Annotated in this window: 19 protein-coding genes; all 19 read right to left on the reverse strand. The window is 66.2% G+C overall.

Annotation, left to right across the window (positions count from 1 at the left end):
• Positions 1-24: 24 nt before the first annotated feature.
• Positions 25-1,140, reverse strand: coding sequence for a glycosyl hydrolase 108 family protein (locus K2Y42_RS02435; protein ID WP_291148037.1), 1,116 nt, complete (start codon positions 1,138-1,140; stop codon positions 25-27).
• A 21-nt stretch (positions 1,141-1,161) separates the two neighbouring features.
• On the reverse strand, positions 1,162-5,115 hold the full coding sequence (locus K2Y42_RS02440) for a glycoside hydrolase/phage tail family protein (RefSeq protein WP_291148039.1): 3,954 nt from the start codon (positions 5,113-5,115) through the stop codon (positions 1,162-1,164).
• Complete coding sequence (locus tag K2Y42_RS02445) at positions 5,115-5,633, reverse strand: NlpC/P60 family protein (protein ID WP_291148041.1); 519 nt, start codon at positions 5,631-5,633, stop codon at positions 5,115-5,117. Before K2Y42_RS02445 ends, K2Y42_RS02440 begins: the two co-directional genes overlap by 1 nt.
• A 9-nt stretch (positions 5,634-5,642) precedes the next feature.
• Positions 5,643-6,512 carry a DUF2163 domain-containing protein gene (locus K2Y42_RS02450; RefSeq protein WP_291148043.1) on the reverse strand — a complete coding sequence of 290 codons (870 nt, stop codon included), beginning with the start codon at positions 6,510-6,512 and terminating at the stop codon, positions 5,643-5,645.
• On the reverse strand, positions 6,509-7,147 hold the full coding sequence (locus K2Y42_RS02455; protein WP_291148045.1) for a DUF2460 domain-containing protein: 639 nt from the start codon (positions 7,145-7,147) through the stop codon (positions 6,509-6,511). The genes K2Y42_RS02450 and K2Y42_RS02455 overlap by 4 nt, the downstream gene beginning before the upstream one ends.
• A gap of 60 nt (positions 7,148-7,207) precedes the next feature.
• The gene (locus tag K2Y42_RS02460) at positions 7,208-7,795 is read right to left on the reverse strand and encodes a phage tail tape measure protein (protein WP_291148047.1); all 588 of its coding nucleotides are present in this window, start codon (positions 7,793-7,795) and stop codon (positions 7,208-7,210) included.
• A 6-nt stretch (positions 7,796-7,801) separates the two neighbouring features.
• Positions 7,802-7,990, reverse strand: a complete 189-nt coding sequence (locus K2Y42_RS02465) for a phage tail assembly chaperone (protein ID WP_291148049.1) — start codon at positions 7,988-7,990, stop codon at positions 7,802-7,804.
• Entirely contained in the window at positions 7,990-8,364 is a 375-nt protein-coding gene (locus K2Y42_RS02470) for a gene transfer agent family protein (RefSeq protein ID WP_291148050.1), read from the reverse strand. Before K2Y42_RS02470 ends, K2Y42_RS02465 begins: the two co-directional genes overlap by 1 nt.
• 27 nt (positions 8,365-8,391) lie before the next feature.
• Entirely contained in the window at positions 8,392-8,805 is a 414-nt protein-coding gene (locus K2Y42_RS02475; protein ID WP_291148052.1) for a phage major tail protein, TP901-1 family, read from the reverse strand.
• Between the two features lie 188 nt (positions 8,806-8,993).
• Entirely contained in the window at positions 8,994-9,404 is a 411-nt protein-coding gene (locus K2Y42_RS02480) for a DUF3168 domain-containing protein (RefSeq protein WP_291148054.1), read from the reverse strand.
• Complete coding sequence (locus tag K2Y42_RS02485) at positions 9,401-9,601, reverse strand: hypothetical protein (protein ID WP_291148056.1); 201 nt, start codon at positions 9,599-9,601, stop codon at positions 9,401-9,403. The genes K2Y42_RS02480 and K2Y42_RS02485 overlap by 4 nt, the downstream gene beginning before the upstream one ends.
• A complete protein-coding gene (locus K2Y42_RS02490; RefSeq protein WP_291148058.1) occupies positions 9,598-9,924 on the reverse strand; it encodes a phage head closure protein in 327 nt (108 codons plus the stop codon). The genes K2Y42_RS02485 and K2Y42_RS02490 overlap by 4 nt, the downstream gene beginning before the upstream one ends.
• On the reverse strand, positions 9,921-10,496 hold the full coding sequence (locus K2Y42_RS02495; RefSeq protein WP_291148060.1) for a head-tail connector protein: 576 nt from the start codon (positions 10,494-10,496) through the stop codon (positions 9,921-9,923). The genes K2Y42_RS02490 and K2Y42_RS02495 overlap by 4 nt, the downstream gene beginning before the upstream one ends.
• Before the next feature lie 371 nt (positions 10,497-10,867).
• Positions 10,868-12,115, reverse strand: a complete 1,248-nt coding sequence (locus tag K2Y42_RS02500) for a phage major capsid protein (RefSeq protein ID WP_291148062.1) — start codon at positions 12,113-12,115, stop codon at positions 10,868-10,870.
• Between the two features lie 28 nt (positions 12,116-12,143).
• A complete protein-coding gene (locus tag K2Y42_RS02505; protein ID WP_291148064.1) occupies positions 12,144-12,872 on the reverse strand; it encodes an HK97 family phage prohead protease in 729 nt (242 codons plus the stop codon).
• A 205-nt stretch (positions 12,873-13,077) separates the two neighbouring features.
• Entirely contained in the window at positions 13,078-13,452 is a 375-nt protein-coding gene (locus K2Y42_RS02510) for a hypothetical protein (RefSeq protein ID WP_291148066.1), read from the reverse strand.
• 120 nt (positions 13,453-13,572) lie between these two features.
• On the reverse strand, positions 13,573-13,986 hold the full coding sequence (locus tag K2Y42_RS02515) for a hypothetical protein (protein ID WP_291148068.1): 414 nt from the start codon (positions 13,984-13,986) through the stop codon (positions 13,573-13,575).
• A 145-nt stretch (positions 13,987-14,131) separates the two neighbouring features.
• A complete protein-coding gene (locus K2Y42_RS02520) occupies positions 14,132-14,368 on the reverse strand; it encodes a hypothetical protein (protein WP_291148070.1) in 237 nt (78 codons plus the stop codon).
• Positions 14,369-14,371: 3 nt separating this feature from the next.
• Positions 14,372-16,297 carry a phage portal protein gene (locus K2Y42_RS21245; RefSeq protein WP_366512330.1) on the reverse strand — a complete coding sequence of 642 codons (1,926 nt, stop codon included), beginning with the start codon at positions 16,295-16,297 and terminating at the stop codon, positions 14,372-14,374.
• Positions 16,298-16,315 lie beyond the last annotated feature (18 nt).

The raw sequence follows: 16,315 nt of genomic DNA on the forward strand, positions 1-16,315 counted from the left end.
CCGCTCACGTCATGCTCCCTGCCGTCACCGCTTCGGCTTCAGGATCACGCGCTGGATCGGCTGATCGGCGCGCACACGGCCATAGATCGTAAGCAGCGTTCCGATCAGAGCGCCCACGGCCTGGACGGTCTCGACCACGCCGCGGCCTGCGCTCTCGATCAGATCGGGCGTCACGTCGATGCCGGTCACGGGCGCGAGCGCGGGCAGAACGCTCGACAGAACGGTCACGATGGTGCCCCAGATCGTGAGGGAATGCCCCCACCACTTTCCGTCGGACGGCATGCTGGGCGTCAGGTTCATATCGGCATCTCCTTGCTCTGTGTTTGAAGTTTCACGATGGGTGTCGAGCGCGGCGCGGGCGCGCGAGAGCGTGACGTCGACGCGGCGCAGCCAGCCGCGTCCGAAGCGCCAGAAGTGCGGAAGCGCGCGGTAGCGGCGTTCGCGGATCGCGGCGTAGGCGTCGAGCGTCGCGGCTATGGATGCGCGCGCGGCGGCGGCGCGCGTCTCAGGGCCGACCTCGCCATCGATCGACACGCCCAGCGCCTCCTGCAGGCAACGGATCGCAGTGCCGACGCCGTGGTTCACGGCCGCATCGAAATGCATGAAGGCGATTGGAGCCGGCAGCGCATCGCAGTGTGCTGCGTCCCAGTATCGGGTGCGGTAGATCGCCGTGACCGTCGCGCGATCGATCGCCTTGAGGTCGCGGATCAAGCGGGCGCGATTTGCAGCACTGACCGCCGTCTTGCGCCATGCCGCGAACACCGCGAGCGTAATGCCGAGATTTGTCGGGCCCCCAGGGTCATGTGGATCATCTGTAAAGCCCCCTTCCATTTCGAGGACATGGCCGAGCGCGGGATCGCTGCCGCGCGAGAACACCGCCACCGCGCCCATGCGCGGTTCCGCAAGCGCTTCACCCCACGCAAGATACGAGCGCGCCATCAGCGAGCGCGTGGAACGGATGCCTGCTCTTTCGAGGGATGCCCCGCAGTACGCCGCGCACCATGCCACCTCGTCGCGCACGACGGACGCGTGCCCCGCATCGCGAAACATCGCAACGATGCGCGCGTTCTCTTTCGCGCCCGCGTGCTCGGCCTGGCCGAACTCGCGCCAGGCCTGACTGAGCCAGCGTTCGCTATCCATGAGGGTCTCGTTGTTCGTTAGCTAGACGACGGCGATCTTCGGCGTACCGCGGCCATAGGTGGCGCTGATCTGATAGACCGCGACCGACAGTGTGCTTTGCGGCGCGCCGAAATCGGCCGTCTGGTGCGCGGCGGAATACGCGCACGCGGGCGCCGTGACGGACAGCGTCCGCACAACCGAAAGGCCGGACAGCACATCGACCTCGTAGCGCTCGCTGTCCTCGGCGAGGGGCACTTCCGTTGCGCCCCAGTTGTCGCCGCCGATGCGGGTCCGCCGCTTCCAGGTCATCGCGATGTCGCCCGCGCTCCGTGCTGCACGAACGTGCGCCGGAGACAGCGGGCGCAGCCCGCGGCCCGTAAAAGCATGGATCGCCGTCTGATAGGACGCGTGAGAGATGTCGCGCGTGGCAGGACCGTAGCGCCAATTGAGCGGAGCGCCGACCTCGCCCGCCGCGAGCGGCACGGCTGTGACCTCCGGGCCGAGCAGCACGAACGATGCGCCTGCCGCGAGGGGTGCGCGCATTTCGTTCTCGGTGCCGGCCTGCCCACGCAGCAGGTTCGACAATTCATACGTGCTCGCGCCGACGAGGGTCGCCGTTTCGAATTGCAGCACCTCCCAACCGCCGTCCGGATTGCGGATCGCGGCGGCGTTACGGCCAGCCAGCAGTTGCGTGCGCGTCACCGATTCCAGCGCGCCGCTGCCGAGCTTGACGCGCACGCGCGTGCCGCGATCCAAAAGGCCCACGACGCCCCGCGGCAACGGATCGAGCGTCTCGCCCATGACGGCGGGAGCCAGCGGGCGCGCACGCAGATCGTAGCCCGCGACCTCGGGCGAGCCATAAACCGCAATCGCGCCCGGCCAGGGCAATTGGAACGCCGCGACATATCCGGCGTCCGGCGCTTCATCGCCGCGCAGGAGCGGCAGGTCGAGAAATTCGAGATACGGCGCGCCTTCGAAGACTGGCGTGTCGACCGGGCTTCCACGCGGGCGCGGGGCAACGCCACCGTAGACATCGGGATCGATGCTCCGGCCTTCGATTTCCCGCAGGCCGCGCTCGCCCACCTCCGTCACACGCACGAGCAGGCTCGATCCGCCCTTGTCGACGGAGACGACATCACCCGGCTCGATGGCAAGCGCGCTCGGCGGCAACTTGAACGCCGCCCGCTCGCGCGCGGCCCAGGCTTCGAACAGCCATGAGTCCGCGATCTGCGACGCACTCTCGTGCTCCAGCACGATAGGCAGGTCGGCGCGCGCCACGCGCCCGCTCGCGCCCGCAAGACGGCGCGCCTCGGATACGGCCTGCCGGTAGTCGCCGCTCGCCGCGATGTGGTTGACCTTGGCGGAGGCGGGCAGATCCGTTTCCTGCGCGCGCGTCAGCGTCACGAGCGCATCGCCCGCGCGCTCCTCGACGAGATCGTCCTCCGTCAGGTCGAGCACGGGGGCTGCGGCTCCACGATGGCGGAACAGAATGCGCCCTTCGCTTTCGAGACTGTCGAAGAAGTAGGCCAGCTCGAGCGGCTGCAAGGCATCGCGCGGTGACATCAGGCGGTCGATGACGTAGCCCGGCACGACGCCCGCAAGCTTCGACGCATCGGGGCCTGAGACGCCATAGTCCGTCATGATCTGGTCGACCAGCTCGGCGAGCGGGGCGGCCGAGAAGCGTCCGTTGAGCCAATGGCCGAGCCGCCAGTTCTCGCCGTCGCTCCAGATTTCAAGGTTGTAGGGGAAGGCCGGATAAGGCCGCGCATCCCAGCAATAGACGTGGATGCGCGCCAGATCGACCATGCGCGCGCCGTACACGCTCGATACGGGATTGAGCCCCGTGACGTAGCGCGGGCTCGCCGGATCGAAGGCATCGATCAGCGCCATCAGATACCGGCGCTGCACCAGGTCGTCGCGTACGCCACGCGAGAAATAGGGATAGGCGGACTCGGCGCTCTTCGGGTCGATGAACACGTTCGGCTGGTTGGCGCCCTTGTCGACTGCGGGGCAGCCGATCTCCATGAACCAGAACGGCTTCGACTGCGGCACCCACGCGGTGGGCGATCCGCTCGGCACGCCCGCCGGGCGGTTGTGATGGAGGTTGAGCCACCACGACTTGATGTCCTTGTAGCGAAAGACCCACGGCTTACCATGCCCATCCGTGATCGCCGTGCGCACCTGCAGCTCGCGGTTCGACGTGTTGGCGTAATACCAGTCATAGCCCTCGCCGCCGGCCACGTTGGCGCGCAGGTAGTCTCCATCGTAGATGGCGCTCGCGCCGGCCTGCGCATCGAGATGCGTCGTGCCGTCACGCCAATCGGCAAGCGGCCAGTAGAGATCGATGCCGATGGCGTCGATGCCGGCGGAGGCCCAGAGCGGATCGAGATGAAAATAGACGTCGCCCGTGCCGTCGCCCGGGTGGTGGCCGAAGTACTCCGACCAGTCGGCGGCGTAGACGACTTTCGTGCCTGGCCCGAGCACGGTCTTCACGTCTGCTGCAAGCGCGATCAGCGCCGTGACGAACGGATAGGTGGACGCGGCGCTGCGAACCCAGCTTAGCCCGCGCAACTCGGTGCCGATGACGAACGCATCGACGCCGCCCGCCGCCTTGGCCAGGTGCGCGTTGTGCAGCACCATGCGCCGGAACGTCCACTCGTTGGGACCGGAGTAGGTGACGTTCGTGCCTGAGATGGAAAAATGTCCGATCGCCGCGGTGCCGACGAAGGCCGCGATCTGGCTGGCGGCGGTCGCCGTCTTGTCCGCCGTGCCCGGACGGCCCGGCGCGGGATAGCACGTGATGCGACCGCGCCACGGATAGGAGGGCTGGAACGCCGCCGCGCTATAGGGATCCGGCAGCGCGTTGCCGTCCGCCACGTCCATCAGAATGAACGGCGTCAGCACGACGCTCAGGCCGCGCGCCTTGAGGTCGGTAATCGCCTGGACGACAGACGCATCCGACGGCGTTCCGCCATACGCGGGCCGGCCGTCCTTCTGGCTGACGAGATGAGCCGTCGCGCGCGTGAGTCCGGCTGCGCTCCATGTCACGGGCGTCGTGACCTTGGCGGTGGTGTCGACGCCGGGCTTGATCCGGCATTGCGCCGCGCGCAAATCCGTGCCGAACCAGCTCACGACCAGCGACACGGATTTCGCATTCGGCAGTGTTGCCTGAAGCTGATCGATCGCGACGTTCCAATCCGCGCCGCCCTGCTTGGTGTGAACGTTCTCGGCATCCGAGATGCCCCGGCCGATGGATTTCGAAACGGCGCTCGTCGCGTAGACGAATTCTCCCGATCCTGGGATCAGCACGACGCCCTTGATGTCCTCTCCGAACGGCTCGACGGAGCGGTGCACTTCGAATGAGAGCTGCGGGATGCGATTGCCAAAATCCGCAAGCGCCATGTTCTCGAAGACGACGTAGGCGAGACCGCGATAGGCGGGCGCGCGCGCCGCGCCCTCGATGGCGACGACCGCCGGATCGGGCGCCTGCGTTTCGCTTCCCTCATGAAGACGATAGGTGAGCCGCGAGAGGTCGAGCTCCGCGCCGTCGGCCCAGATGCGGCCGATGCCGCTGATCTCACCCTCGGCCAGCGCCACGGCGAACGTGGCCGAATAGCTGTACTCGGTCGTTTCCGTCACGGGGCCGGACTGCGGCGCGCCCTTGCCGCTGCCGCCCGAGCGCGACGTCCGGATCGTCTCGCGAATGTCGTCGCTCCAGATGATCTGGCCGCCGAGGCGGGCGCGCCCAAACAGCCGCGGGATCGGCGCGCCTTCGGTCGACGACGTGATGTGCAGATCGGAAAGGCGCGGCCCCTCGACGCTGCGTTTCTGGCCCGACGCGCCGAACAGCGCGTTGTCGATGTAGGATCCCGCGAACGCGCCGATCTGGCTGCCTATGGTGGCGCCGGTCAGCGTCATGCCGAGCACGGAGAGGCCGGTCGGCAGCAGAGCTCCGCCGGCGGCGGCGCCGACGGCTGCGAGTGCGAGCGTGGCCATCAGGTCTCAATCCCAGGAAAGGAGTAAACGGCGGCGACGCGGCGGCGCCACCATGCGGTGAACGGAATCTCGGCCGCCAGGCGATCCTCGATGGCGTGCACGATGGTGCCCGGCGTCGCGAGCACGGCCGCATGCTTGGCGACGGCGCCTTCCCGCATGCGAAAAACGAGCACGTCTCCGGGCGTTGCTCGCGCGATGTCCTTGCGGACGAGGTGGCGCGTGGCGGCTGCGATCAGCGTTTCCTCTCCGCTCGCCTCACCCCAGTCGCGCGAGTAGCCCGGCGGGCGCTCCGCTTCCGTGCCGTAGAGATCGCGCCAGACGCCGCGAATGAGCCCGAGACAATCCGTACCCACACCCTTCAGGCTCGCCTGATGATGATAGGGCGTTCCGATCCAGCTTCGCGCGGCCGCGACCACGTCGTCAGGCGTTGGGCGGATCTCGCGCGCGTGCTGGCTTTCTCCCTCCCCGGCTCTCGCAAGAGAGAGTGGTGCGGGGCGCGGTCCTGTCAGATTGGCCATGGTTAGTCCTCAGCGCGATTTGCCGGGCCGGCGAATGGCCGTCAGGAAGTCGTTGCCGGGCATGTCGGGGAAGCCGCGGAAGTTCGCGACGTTGGCGAACTTCGCCTGGCAGGTCTCAACGCGCTTGTCGCATCCGGCCGTGATCGTGAATGTCTGCGCCGGCGTCAAAGGCAGACGCGCGCGACTCCAGATTTCAATCGTCACGACACCGCCGGCCTTGCCGTGGCTCTTCACTTCGATGGCCTGGCCGCTGGCCGCGCCCGACGTGAACGTCAATAGCCCGTGCGTGAACCACGCATCCTGGAAGGCCGAGAGACCGCTCACCGTAAAGCGCCGCGGGCTCTGGACGCTCACAATCGCGCCCGTGCCGCGATAGGCCGGATTGGTGAGGCCGATCCCGCAGCGCGTATCGCCGAGATCGGCATCGCAGGCGTATTGAAACAGCCGCCCCTTCGTTTCGCCGAGCCGATGGGCAAGGCCGCGCACTTCAGCCGCAAACACGATGCCGCTGCGCTTGACCTCGCCGAGGTTGCCGCTGCGCATGAGAGCGCGTTGCGCGGGCGCCGTCCAGTTGACGCGGAAGATCTCGACCGACGCATCGTCGTAGACGCCAGCCGCCAGATCTTCCTCATCCAGGCTGTCGGACGTGACCGCACTCGTGATCTCGAGGTTGTCGACGCTGAGCCCGACCGACTCCCGCATTTCACTTGCCGTCATGCCGCTGGCGGCTTCGAACGTCGTTCCGTCGAACACCACGTCGCGGTCGTGATCGGTGAAGCCCTGCACCGTGCCGTCGCGGCGCACCAGCCGCCAACACCAGCACAGCGTCGTCGCCCCCGTTGCAATGTGTGCGGCAAGCCCGCTTTCGAGCTGCTTCATAGGCGGATCTCCACCACGGGAATGCTCGGAATGGCGCCACTCTGAAAGCCGGACAGGTTGATCTCGAGCTTGTCGGTATCGAAGCGCACCGGCACGTCGAACTCGAAGCCCGCCGTGACGAGCGCGCCATTGGCAGGCGCTTGCCCGCCCGCAAACGTGATGAGCCCGGTTGAGGCGTTGACGGTGAAGTGCGTGCCGAGGGTCCTGGTCGCGCCGGCGACCGCGATTTTCACGGTGCCTGACACAGGCTTTTTGATATCGCGCGCGTAGGGCGCGTGCGCGGCGCCGTAGGTCTTTTTAAGCTGGAACGTCAGCGCCGCTCCGGTGCCGGTGCCGATGACCTGATCGAGCGGCGTCGTGGCAGCGCCGGGCGGGCCGGATTTCCAATCCGCATGATCGCGCCAGCGGAACCCGTGGAAGCGTCCACGCCGCTCCTCGAAAAAGGCGATCACCTCATGCAGCGCATCGAGCGAGCGCACGCCGTAGCCCGCGTTGTAGCTCCTGCGCGAGTTGGCCCAGCGGCTGTTGCGCTCCTCGTAGCCGGAGCCGAGCACGACGACGTCCGTGCGACGCTCCGGACCGCCCTGCGCCCCGCGCGAAATCGCGGTCGGAAAGCGGATCTCGTGAAAGGACATGGGATCCTCCGGATTGGCAGTAGGCAGTGAGGCAGTCGGTCGTCGGGAAGTGCCTGCTGCCTACAGATTGCGTTGACCGAGCGAGACGGCGCGGCTCAGCATGGCGGCAACCTGCGTTTCCGATTTCAAGAAGCTCTGCGCGTCCTGGGCTTGGACGTTGACGGTGACCTGCACGCCTCCGCCGCCGCGCGATGCGATACCGAGACGGCCGTCCGGGCCGCGCGAGAGCGGCATGATGGCTTCCGCGCCGCGCTCGCCCGCGATGCCGTAGCGGCCGCCCGCGAGTGGAAATGCAATCGGGCTCTGGATCACGCCGCCCGAGGCGAACGGCACTGGCATCCCGCCCTGGAACGCGCCGCCCTTGGCAAAGCCGAGGCCGCCCGAGACAAGCCCGGACACTAGGTTTCCAAACCCCTGCTCCAGCGGTTTCAATGCGGCCTTGAGCACGATGTCGGAAAGACGCAGTGCGAGGGTGCGCAGCACGTCGCCGACGTTCTTGCCTTTGATGGCGATCCCCTCGAAGGCGCCGATCAGCGCACTCGAAAACTGCCGCCCCATGCTCGCGGCCTGGCGCAGCTCCGTCTGCAGCGCCGTCGTGTCGGCGTTGATGGCGACCGTCCACGTTTCAACCGGCTGGTTGGCATCCATGCGCGCTTATCCTTCGATTGTTGGGCGTTGCGTATCGGGGTAGCGCTGTTCGAGCGCGCTCAGATCCCGGCGTGACAGGGGCCGCTCGATCGACGCCGTGCCGAAGCGTCCGCGAACGGCCGCGTTGAGCTCGGCCAGTGTGAAGCTCCAGAACGCGCGCGGCTCCAGCCCCAGCAGACCGAAGCCGACCGCCATCACGTCGTCCCAGGGAAAGGGCCGTTTGCCTCTCCCCTCGCGGCTTCACCCGGTTCCGTTCCGGGTGCTGCCGAGAACGTCGCGGCCAGCAGACGCGCAACGATGTCGACGTATCCCGCCGCCCCGCCCTCCGTGCGCATGGCGGCCACGGCCTGATCCGTGACGTCGAAGCCTCCGCCGCGCAGGCCCGCGCCGATAATGCGCTGGCAGTCGCGCGCCGAAATGCGCCCCTTCTCGAAGCGCGTGGCGAGCGCAAGCATGTCCTCCTCGCCGAACGCCGCCTCGAGATTGGCGAGCGCGCCCAGCGTGAGGCAGAGCTGATACGTCTTGCCGTCGAGCACGGCGTCGATCTCGCCCCGGTGCCGGTTTGGCATGCTGTCCTCCTTAGTTCGTTGCTGCAGCTACGCGGCGGCGAACGTCAGCTCGCCAGCGGATTCGAGGGAAAGCTCGAAGCTCACCTCGCCGTCGTGCCTGCCGGTCAGCTCGAACGATGAAATCTGGAACGCGCCCTCGACCGTTCCGAAATCGGGCACGACCACCTGCCAGTCGCGGATGGTGCCATCGAATACGTAACTGCGGATGAGCGCATCCGACGCGGCATCCTTGAAAATGCCCGACCCCGAGATCCGGGCCGATCGCACGCCCGCGCCCGCCAGAAGCTCACGCCACTGCCCCACACTTTCCTGGTGCGTGATGTCCACGCTTTCGGCGTTGAACGCCACCGCGCGCGATCGCAATCCCGCAACCGTCGTGAAGCTGCCCGCGCCGTTGCTGTCGACCTTCAGGAGAAGGTCTTTGCCTTTCTGTGCCGCCATGTTTGGTCTCCTTTATTGTCGCTCACGCGCCTGGTCGCGCGCCGTCAAAGACGGCGCGCTTGCGCTCCGCTGGGGCGGCGCACTCGCGCCGGGTCGCGTCCAAGCGGAGCTTGGCTTCGCCAAGACGCTCCCGGGCTGCGTTGCCGCAACGTGGTTGTTCGCTCACGCGCGTGGTCGCGCGCTTCGCATCAGGCCGTCGGTTCGGTGACGGCGCGGAAGCGCGCGACGCCAGCGTAAATCTCGCCGTCCGATCCACGCGCCGCGTCGCTCAATTCGTGTCGCAAGCTGATGAGGCGGTGGCCCGCCAGCACAAGCGACGCGTCGTGCAATGCCGTCCGAATGGCTTCGAGCACGAGATGCACCTGCTTCTCTCCGCCGGCTTTCGACCAGACGCGGAGCGTCACGACGTGCTCGCTGCCGGTTTCCGTGCCGGTGCTCCAGTCGCGCGTGGTGCTCGGCCCAAACGAAACGTACGGAAGCGCTGCCCCGCGCGGCACGTCGTCGTAAACACGCGCGCCGCCGAGCAGCGCCAGCAAGGGCGCGTCTGCTATGAGCGCGGCAAAGATTGCCTTCTGTAACTCCCAAGCGGGACTGCTCATGGGCTGCCTCGCTTGCCGTCGGCCAACTCCTGCGCGCGCCGCTCGGTCATCAGGCGCACGTCGCGCCTCATCGCGGCTCGCGCTTCCCGCGCGGCGCGTTCTGCCTCCCGGCGCGCGATGGCGCGGCGGCGAATGTCCTCGACGCGGCTCGCCACATGGGCAAAGCCGAGCCCCACGACGTCGGCGGATATCTTCATGCGATGCGCTCCTCGGCCAGGCAGCGCAGGAACCGATGCCTTTCGCCCGTGTCGATCACGCTCCGAATCTCGAACACCCGCGTGCCGAGCCTGAAGCGCATCTCGGGCAGCACGCCCGTGCGATACCTGATCCAAATCTCATGGCTGACGCGTCCCGAGACGCCGTCCGCCTCGCTCACCTCGTTGCCCGAAACCGGCTGGAGCGCGGCCCAGACTTCCGCAACGAGCGACCACGTGCGCGTCACGCCACCGCCGCCATCCGCGCTTGTCAGGGGCGCTTCGAGCTGCAGGCGATGACGCATGTCTCCGATGGTCACGCTCATAGCCGCACCTCGCGATAGGGCTTGAGCAGATCCGAAACGGCTGCCGGGATCAGAGCGGCGGCCTGGCCGATTTCGAGCGGATCGCGGTGCTCGTACCAGTGCGCCACGAGCAGCAGGATGGCGTGGCGGATCGGTGCGGGAACATCGGCGGCGATTGCCCCGATGCCGGCCTCGAACTCGATTTCAATTCCGGCGTGCGCCCGTCCCGGCGCCGTCCATCCGCCGTTCGGGATCAGGCGCGGCGACAAGGCCTGGCCGTCGAGCAAGTAGCGATCGCTCGTGATGAGCGTTGCGTCGCCGTTCGCGTCGTAGAGCGTGACGGACGTCACCGCCGCAATGGGGCGCAATGGAAAACGCACCGGCTCGCGGCCCGGCGGCCATTGATCCAGCGTCAGCCGCCAGCCTTGCGTGATCAGCGCGAGCCCCAGCGCGGCTTCGACGTGCAGACGCGAGGTGACGATCAGGCTCGCGATCAGAATGTCTTCAGCGGAACCATCGAGGCGCAGATGGGCCTTCGCCTCGGAGACCGTAACCGGCTCCACGGCGGGCCCGCTCGTCAAAGCGAGGGACATGCTGGCGTCTTTCTTTTTTCGGGCCTCTAACGAGCGAAGCCGCCGGAGGGGGAACCGGCGGCTTCGCTCTGGCCCGGCGGGAGGGAGGAGGCCCGCCGGGAGTTGGTTGTGCGCTCACGCGCAGTAGGCGCTCCGCGGGGGCGGCCTTCGGCCGGGTCGCATCCAAGCGAAGCTTGGCTTCGCCAAGACGCTCCCGGCCCCTTCGGGGCTGAGACAAACCTGCGCTCACGCGCAGTAGGCGCTCCGCCGTGTGGGTTACACTCACTTCTCCCTCCCCCTCGTGGGGAGGGCCGGGGTGGGTGGAACCCCAACGGCTGTTGGTACGCAATCCCCACCTCCCCCACACAGGGGGAGGTGAAGACTCGCTTCTGCTACGCTTCGAACTTCAGGAGCTTGATGGCGTTGAAGTCCTGTACGCCGCCGCCGACGCGCTTGGTCGTGTAGAAGAGCACGTACGGCTTCGACGAGAACGGATCGCGCAGCACGCGGATGCCGACGCGGTCGACGATCAGATAGCCGCGCCGAAAATCGCCGAACGCCACCGAGTAGCTGTCCTCGGCCATCGCCGGCATATCCTCGGACTCGACGACCGGATAGCCCAACAGCAGCGACGGCTCGCCCGCGCTGGCCGCCGGCTGCCACACGTAGTGGCCGTCGCCGTCCTTCATCTTGCGGATCGCCGCCTGCGTGCCGCGATTGAACACGAACGTGCCGTTGCCGCGGTAGCCTGCCTTCACCGTGTAGATGAGGTCGATCAGCTTGTCGGCCGGATTGCTGGCCGGAAACGCCCCGTCGACGCCGGTCGTGATGTAGCCGATGTTCTCCCAAGCCCAGGAGCCGTTGGCGACCTTGGTGTAGTCGAGAAAGCCCCTCGGCTTGGCGCTGCCGTTACCCGAGACGAACGCCGTGCCTTCCTGCTGGGCGAAGGTGTCGCGCACCTCCTCGGCGATCCACTCGTCGATGTTGACGGCGCTGTCGTCGAGGAGCGTCGAGGTGGCCGCCGGCATGGCATAGAGCTCCATGGTCGGGAAGGTCAGCTCATCGAGCGTCGGGGTGGCCGTCTGCGTGCGCGCCGCCGTCTCCGCGACCCAGCCCGTGACCGCACCCGTGATGGCGAAGGGCTTCTTGTACACGGAGCCCGACACCTGCCGCACCGAGGCGATGGAGCGGATCGGAGAGATATCCTTCAGCGCCGAAATGACGGCGCGCTCGGTCTCGTCCGGTACGAGATAGCCGCCGTCTGCGCCCGCATTCGTCGAGACGGCGAGCGCCTTGGCTTCGAGGCGCGACAGGTTCGCGGTCTCGCCTTTGCGCACGTAGTCGTTGAAGGCGCGCCGATGGTCGCGCACCGCCGTCGTCTCGAGCGTGCTCGCGCCGCCGAGATGCGGGCGCTGCGCCTTGACGGCCAGGGCGTCGGCGACGCGCTTGGTTTCGTCGAGGGCCCGGTCGAGGCGGGCGAGCTTGTCGTCGATCAGCGGATCGGAGGCGGAGCGGCGCTCGAGATCGGCCAGGCGCTCGTCGTTTGCGTCCTTGTAGCTCTCGAAGGCGCGCATGAACTCCTCGAACGCCGCGCCGACACTGCCGCCGGACTTCGTTTCGAGTTGGGTGGGGTCTGTCATGATTTCTTCCTCTTGGATGCGATTGAGATCATTGCTTGAAGAGAGCGCGCGCGGCGTCGCGTATACGGACCGCGAGACGCGCCTCGTCCGATTGGCCCGAGCTCGCATCCCGCAAAGCCTTGAGGCCCGCGAGGCCGCCGCGGAGCACCGCGCGCGCCTCGCTTCTCGTCAGCCCAGCATCCCGCGTGAGCCAGCGTTCGAATTCCCGCTCGGTCGGGGGAGCCGCCGAGAACGGTGTCTGTTTGGCCGACGTGATCCGCGCGTCCGGCAGCAGCGGAAAGGTCACGATCGAGATTTCCCAGAGGTCGATTTTTTCGAGGCGGCGCACTCCGGTCACGCGATCGCGCCGCGCGCGCGCCGCCTTGAAGCCGATGGAGAGGCCGTCCAGCGCACCCACTCGCATCAGCGCCATCACCTCACGCGCGCGGGCCACATCGCGCATCAGGCGGCCCTGGGCATAGAGCCCGCGGCTGTCCTCCTGCAGCGTCGTCCAGATGCCGATCGGCTGGTTTGCGTCGTGCTGGTAGAGCAGCTTCACACCGCGTGCGCCGCGTTGCGCGAGGCTCTCGCGGAAGGCGCCCGGCAGTACGACGTCGCGGCCGAGATCTTCGCGATTGAAGAGGCTCGCATAGCCTTCGAACGTGCCGTCGATATCCGCCCGCTTGAAGTCGAGGGACGTGAACTTCACCTCGGGCACGGGAAGATGCTCGGAAGGCGGCATCGCAAATCCTGCCCGTTCCCATGCGCGAATGGCCATGCGGTTCATCTCCGGATTGTTTTCGAGTTTCGTGCGGTTACGCCCAGCGGCCCGCCAAACAAAAAAGCCCGAGCGGGGCTCGGGCTTTCAGCGGGCGCTCATTGGCGCGTTCGGTTCGGCGGATGTTCCAGACGGTTTCTAATGAGCATGAAAATCGCTCGTCAGCGCCTCGATCTGGTCACTCTGACTTTGCGGGACCTGCCTGTCAGCGGCGACTGGTTTCGAGGACGCGGCGCGTCACAAACCAGAGATCGTCCCATTCTGGACGTGGCGAACCCTTCGCGACCCACTCCGCTACAATCGCGGCTGCACGTTCCTCATTGGTCGAGCCATAGTTGATCTGTTCGACCCAAGTCAACGGGCCCTCGGCAGCGAACAGAACCGGGACCGCCCCCGAGTCCAGAAGTCTCAACATGCAGAGCCGCAGGAACTCCTGCAACTCCTCACGCTCATACCCTAGATGCTGCGCAGCGTTTGCAATCCTGAACCACGACTCACCATCCCCGTCGATTTCGTTCGGCAGCCACTGCAAATATTGTCTTGCTGAATACCTGGAATGAGAACGGCTGAGATCAATCATCGCAGTGGATCCTCATTCCGGGCCGCGATGAAGTCCATGTCCTTCGGCGAGAGCGACAGCGGTTTCCAATGGAGACCCGCAGCCGGCGGCTCGCATATGCAGCATCGGGCGACGTCTCGGCTACTCAGCCCGATTTGGGATATCCGCCGGCTCACGACGATCAGTTTCCAACACGCCACGCGTCACGAACCAAAGCCAATGCCACTCTGGATCACCACCGCCCGCCTCTAGCCATTCCGCGACAATCGCATCCGCGACCTCCTCGTTCGACGAGCCGTATTGCGTTTGCTCGACCCAATTGAGAGGACCTTCGTCGGCATGGCGCACGGCAACCGCACCAGCTTCGAGGAGGCGCAATACGCATAGCCGCACGAACTCCGCAAGCTCGTCCCCATCGAAGCCGAATGTTCGGCCGCCGGGAACTATTCGCCAAAGGCTCTCACCGTCGCTATCGATGTAGTAAGATATCGTTTCGATATAATTCGAGACGGTATCCTCAGGTGCATCGCGACGACTGCGCTTCATCTCAATCATTGCAGGATACTCGCTCCAGCATTGAAGGCTCGAACACCCGAACACGTCATTGGTGTCGCACGCTTGTCGTTTGGGATGCCTGCCTCCGGCAGGACACTTCGCGTTCGCTCGTCAGCGCTTCGATCTGATCGAGGTCGGGGCGTGACTAGTCGCTTTCATACTCATCGGGGAACCCCAGAAATACTTCTCGAAGCTCCTCATTACCCAAGTCACCGAGCTGATTGCTCAGTTCGTCATATTCGTGCGGCTCAAAAAAGCCCCACTCCATCAATGCCGCGAGATAACCTTTCCAGAGAAGAGTGACTGTGTCGCTGTTACTGCGACGCCTGAGGTGGATGGAAATGCGGCTCAGCATTTCCTCTTTAGTCGGGACGCTTGCCATGACTCACGGTTTCCTCACTGTTGATATAGGTCCTTGGGGGGTGAATATCGTAATACTATCTATTCCGCCTTTTTGGGCATCGACACCGAACGCGCGCTTAATGGCCCGCTCTGCCACATCACGTGTCATTCCCGCCTGATCTCTGGCGTTGACGACAATGTCTCGCGCCTGACCGCGTGCGTCCAGGATTCGACTCGATATTGCAGATGATAATCCCTCTTCATCCGTTCTCTTGACACCCGATACCGTTTTTAGCTCATGGGGCTTGCCGTTCAGTTTCACATCCGGTGTCCGCCCAGCGCCTCTCGGTACAATCTCCACTTCGTTGCCGAGGTCGCGCATCTCCTCGAAGAAGCGCCGCTCGTCTGGGGTCACGTCGTCCAGCTTGCCAGTGATTTTTCCCGGCGTAGGCTTCTTCGTAAGAAAGTCAGGGAGCTTTTCCGGAACCTTCGGTTTGGCTGCCAAAAGACGACGCGCCAATTCCTGAAGAAGCTTAGCTCTATTGGCGACTTGAGTTCCCGCTTCGGTTGGCTTCTTTCTTCGCGGCGCGCCGACGCCGCTCGCGACGCTCGTGCCGAGGCGACTGCCGCTTCCACCACCTGATCCGCCGCCCTCGTCCACCCACTGGCCGCCGTCGGCGTCGCCGCGAGGCGCGCGGGCTTGGTCGGGGCGATACTTTCTTAAAACGGACGATTGTTCGCTTTCCGTCGCAGCGGGCGGCGGCTCTTCGAGGGGCGTGTAGCCGACTGCCGCGCGCTTCTCGTTCAAGGTGAGGAAGCTCACCTTTTCGATGCGAGCCCACAAGGCCTCACGCTCGCTCGTCAGCGCCTCGATCTGGTCGAGGTCGGGACGCAACTCTAGCGACGTATTCCAAGCAGGCGCCAGCCACGACGCCAGCGCCTTCGCCGTACGCGTGACGAGAGGCAGCACGGTACTTCTCCAGAAGGCGCGCTGCGCTTCCTGGTAGTTGGAAAACGTGTTGTCGCCCGGGATGCCGAGCAGCATCGGGGGCACGCCAAACGCCAACGCGATCTCGCGCGCGGCCCCGTTGCGCGCCGCGATGAAGTCCATGTCCTTGGGCGAGAGCGACAGCGGCTTCCAGTCGAGACCGCCCTCCAAGAGCAGCGGACGCCCGGCGCGCTTCGGGCCCTGGAAGCCATCCTCCAGCTCGGCCTTCAGACGCTCGAACTGCTCAGGCGACATGCGCCCGTCAGCGCCGCCGTAGACGAGCGCGCCCGAGGGCCGCGCGGAATTGTCGAGCAGCGCCTTGTTCCAGCGGCCGGCCGTGTTGTGGATGTCGATGGCCTGCGCCGCGGCCTCGATGGGGCTCATACCGTAGTGGTCGTTGACCGGATGGAACAGGCGCACGTGCAGGATCGCGCGCACGCCCGAAACCGGCTCCTCCTCGAAGTGGATCGTGCGCCCGCCGCACGTGTACTCGTAGGCCTCGGGCCATCCCTCGGCGCCGGGCACCACCTTCATGCGGTCGGGGCGCAGTGCGTGCAGCTCACGGAGCTTGCCGTCGAGTGCGACCGCTTCCACATAGGCATTGCCGGCGACGAGCAGGTAGCCATACCAGGCTTCGAGAAAATCCGTGCCGGTCTGGTCGAGGCTCGGGCGCGCAAGGAGATCGAGCAGCGGATGATGCTCCTGCTCGTCGTCGCCTTCATAGAGGAGGAGCGGCACGGAGGCGGCGGCCTCTGCGATCATGCGCACGGCGCGGTAGACGATGGCGTTCTGCATGAAGCCTTCGCGGGCGAAGGCCTCGTAGTCGCGCGGCGTCCACACCGGGCGGCCGAGCGTTTCGAGCAGGATGAGCGGACCGGTGGCGCTGGCCTTCTCTTCGTGCGCGACGGCGCTGCGCAAGGCAGCATCTGGCATCGCCGGGCGAGACCAAAGTCCCGCCAGCGTCTCAAGAATACGCGGCATGCAGGAGTCCTTCGTGAG

Source organism: Hyphomicrobium sp., assembly GCF_019744875.1.
Taxonomy (GTDB): domain Bacteria; phylum Pseudomonadota; class Alphaproteobacteria; order Rhizobiales; family Hyphomicrobiaceae; genus Hyphomicrobium_C.

Excerpts from the sequence above, each read along its gene's own strand:
- K2Y42_RS02490 (WP_291148058.1), bottom strand. The coding sequence starts at position 9,924 with ATGAGCGTGACCATCGGAGACATGCGTCATCGCCTGCAGCTCGAAGCG.
- K2Y42_RS02485 (WP_291148056.1), bottom strand. The coding sequence starts at position 9,601 with ATGAAGATATCCGCCGACGTCGTGGGGCTCGGCTTTGCCCATGTGGCG.
- K2Y42_RS02480 (WP_291148054.1), bottom strand. The coding sequence starts at position 9,404 with ATGAGCAGTCCCGCTTGGGAGTTACAGAAGGCAATCTTTGCCGCGCTC.
- K2Y42_RS02475 (WP_291148052.1), bottom strand. The coding sequence starts at position 8,805 with ATGGCGGCACAGAAAGGCAAAGACCTTCTCCTGAAGGTCGACAGCAAC.
- K2Y42_RS02470 (WP_291148050.1), bottom strand. The coding sequence starts at position 8,364 with ATGCCAAACCGGCACCGGGGCGAGATCGACGCCGTGCTCGACGGCAAG.
- K2Y42_RS02515 (WP_291148068.1), bottom strand. The coding sequence starts at position 13,986 with ATGATTGAGATGAAGCGCAGTCGTCGCGATGCACCTGAGGATACCGTC.
- K2Y42_RS02460 (WP_291148047.1), bottom strand. The coding sequence starts at position 7,795 with ATGGATGCCAACCAGCCGGTTGAAACGTGGACGGTCGCCATCAACGCC.
- K2Y42_RS02520 (WP_291148070.1), bottom strand. The coding sequence starts at position 14,368 with ATGGCAAGCGTCCCGACTAAAGAGGAAATGCTGAGCCGCATTTCCATC.
- K2Y42_RS02450 (WP_291148043.1), bottom strand. The coding sequence starts at position 6,512 with ATGAAGCAGCTCGAAAGCGGGCTTGCCGCACACATTGCAACGGGGGCG.
- K2Y42_RS02435 (WP_291148037.1), bottom strand. The coding sequence starts at position 1,140 with ATGGATAGCGAACGCTGGCTCAGTCAGGCCTGGCGCGAGTTCGGCCAG.
- K2Y42_RS02500 (WP_291148062.1), bottom strand. The coding sequence starts at position 12,115 with ATGACAGACCCCACCCAACTCGAAACGAAGTCCGGCGGCAGTGTCGGC.
- K2Y42_RS02440 (WP_291148039.1), bottom strand. The coding sequence starts at position 5,115 with ATGGCCACGCTCGCACTCGCAGCCGTCGGCGCCGCCGCCGGCGGAGCT.
- K2Y42_RS02465 (WP_291148049.1), bottom strand. The coding sequence starts at position 7,990 with ATGGCGGTCGGCTTCGGTCTGCTGGGGCTGGAGCCGCGCGCGTTCTGG.
- K2Y42_RS02445 (WP_291148041.1), bottom strand. The coding sequence starts at position 5,633 with ATGGCCAATCTGACAGGACCGCGCCCCGCACCACTCTCTCTTGCGAGA.
- K2Y42_RS02455 (WP_291148045.1), bottom strand. The coding sequence starts at position 7,147 with ATGTCCTTTCACGAGATCCGCTTTCCGACCGCGATTTCGCGCGGGGCG.
- K2Y42_RS02495 (WP_291148060.1), bottom strand. The coding sequence starts at position 10,496 with ATGTCCCTCGCTTTGACGAGCGGGCCCGCCGTGGAGCCGGTTACGGTC.
- K2Y42_RS02510 (WP_291148066.1), bottom strand. The coding sequence starts at position 13,452 with ATGATTGATCTCAGCCGTTCTCATTCCAGGTATTCAGCAAGACAATAT.
- K2Y42_RS21245 (WP_366512330.1), bottom strand. The coding sequence starts at position 16,297 with ATGCCGCGTATTCTTGAGACGCTGGCGGGACTTTGGTCTCGCCCGGCG.
- K2Y42_RS02505 (WP_291148064.1), bottom strand. The coding sequence starts at position 12,872 with ATGGCCATTCGCGCATGGGAACGGGCAGGATTTGCGATGCCGCCTTCC.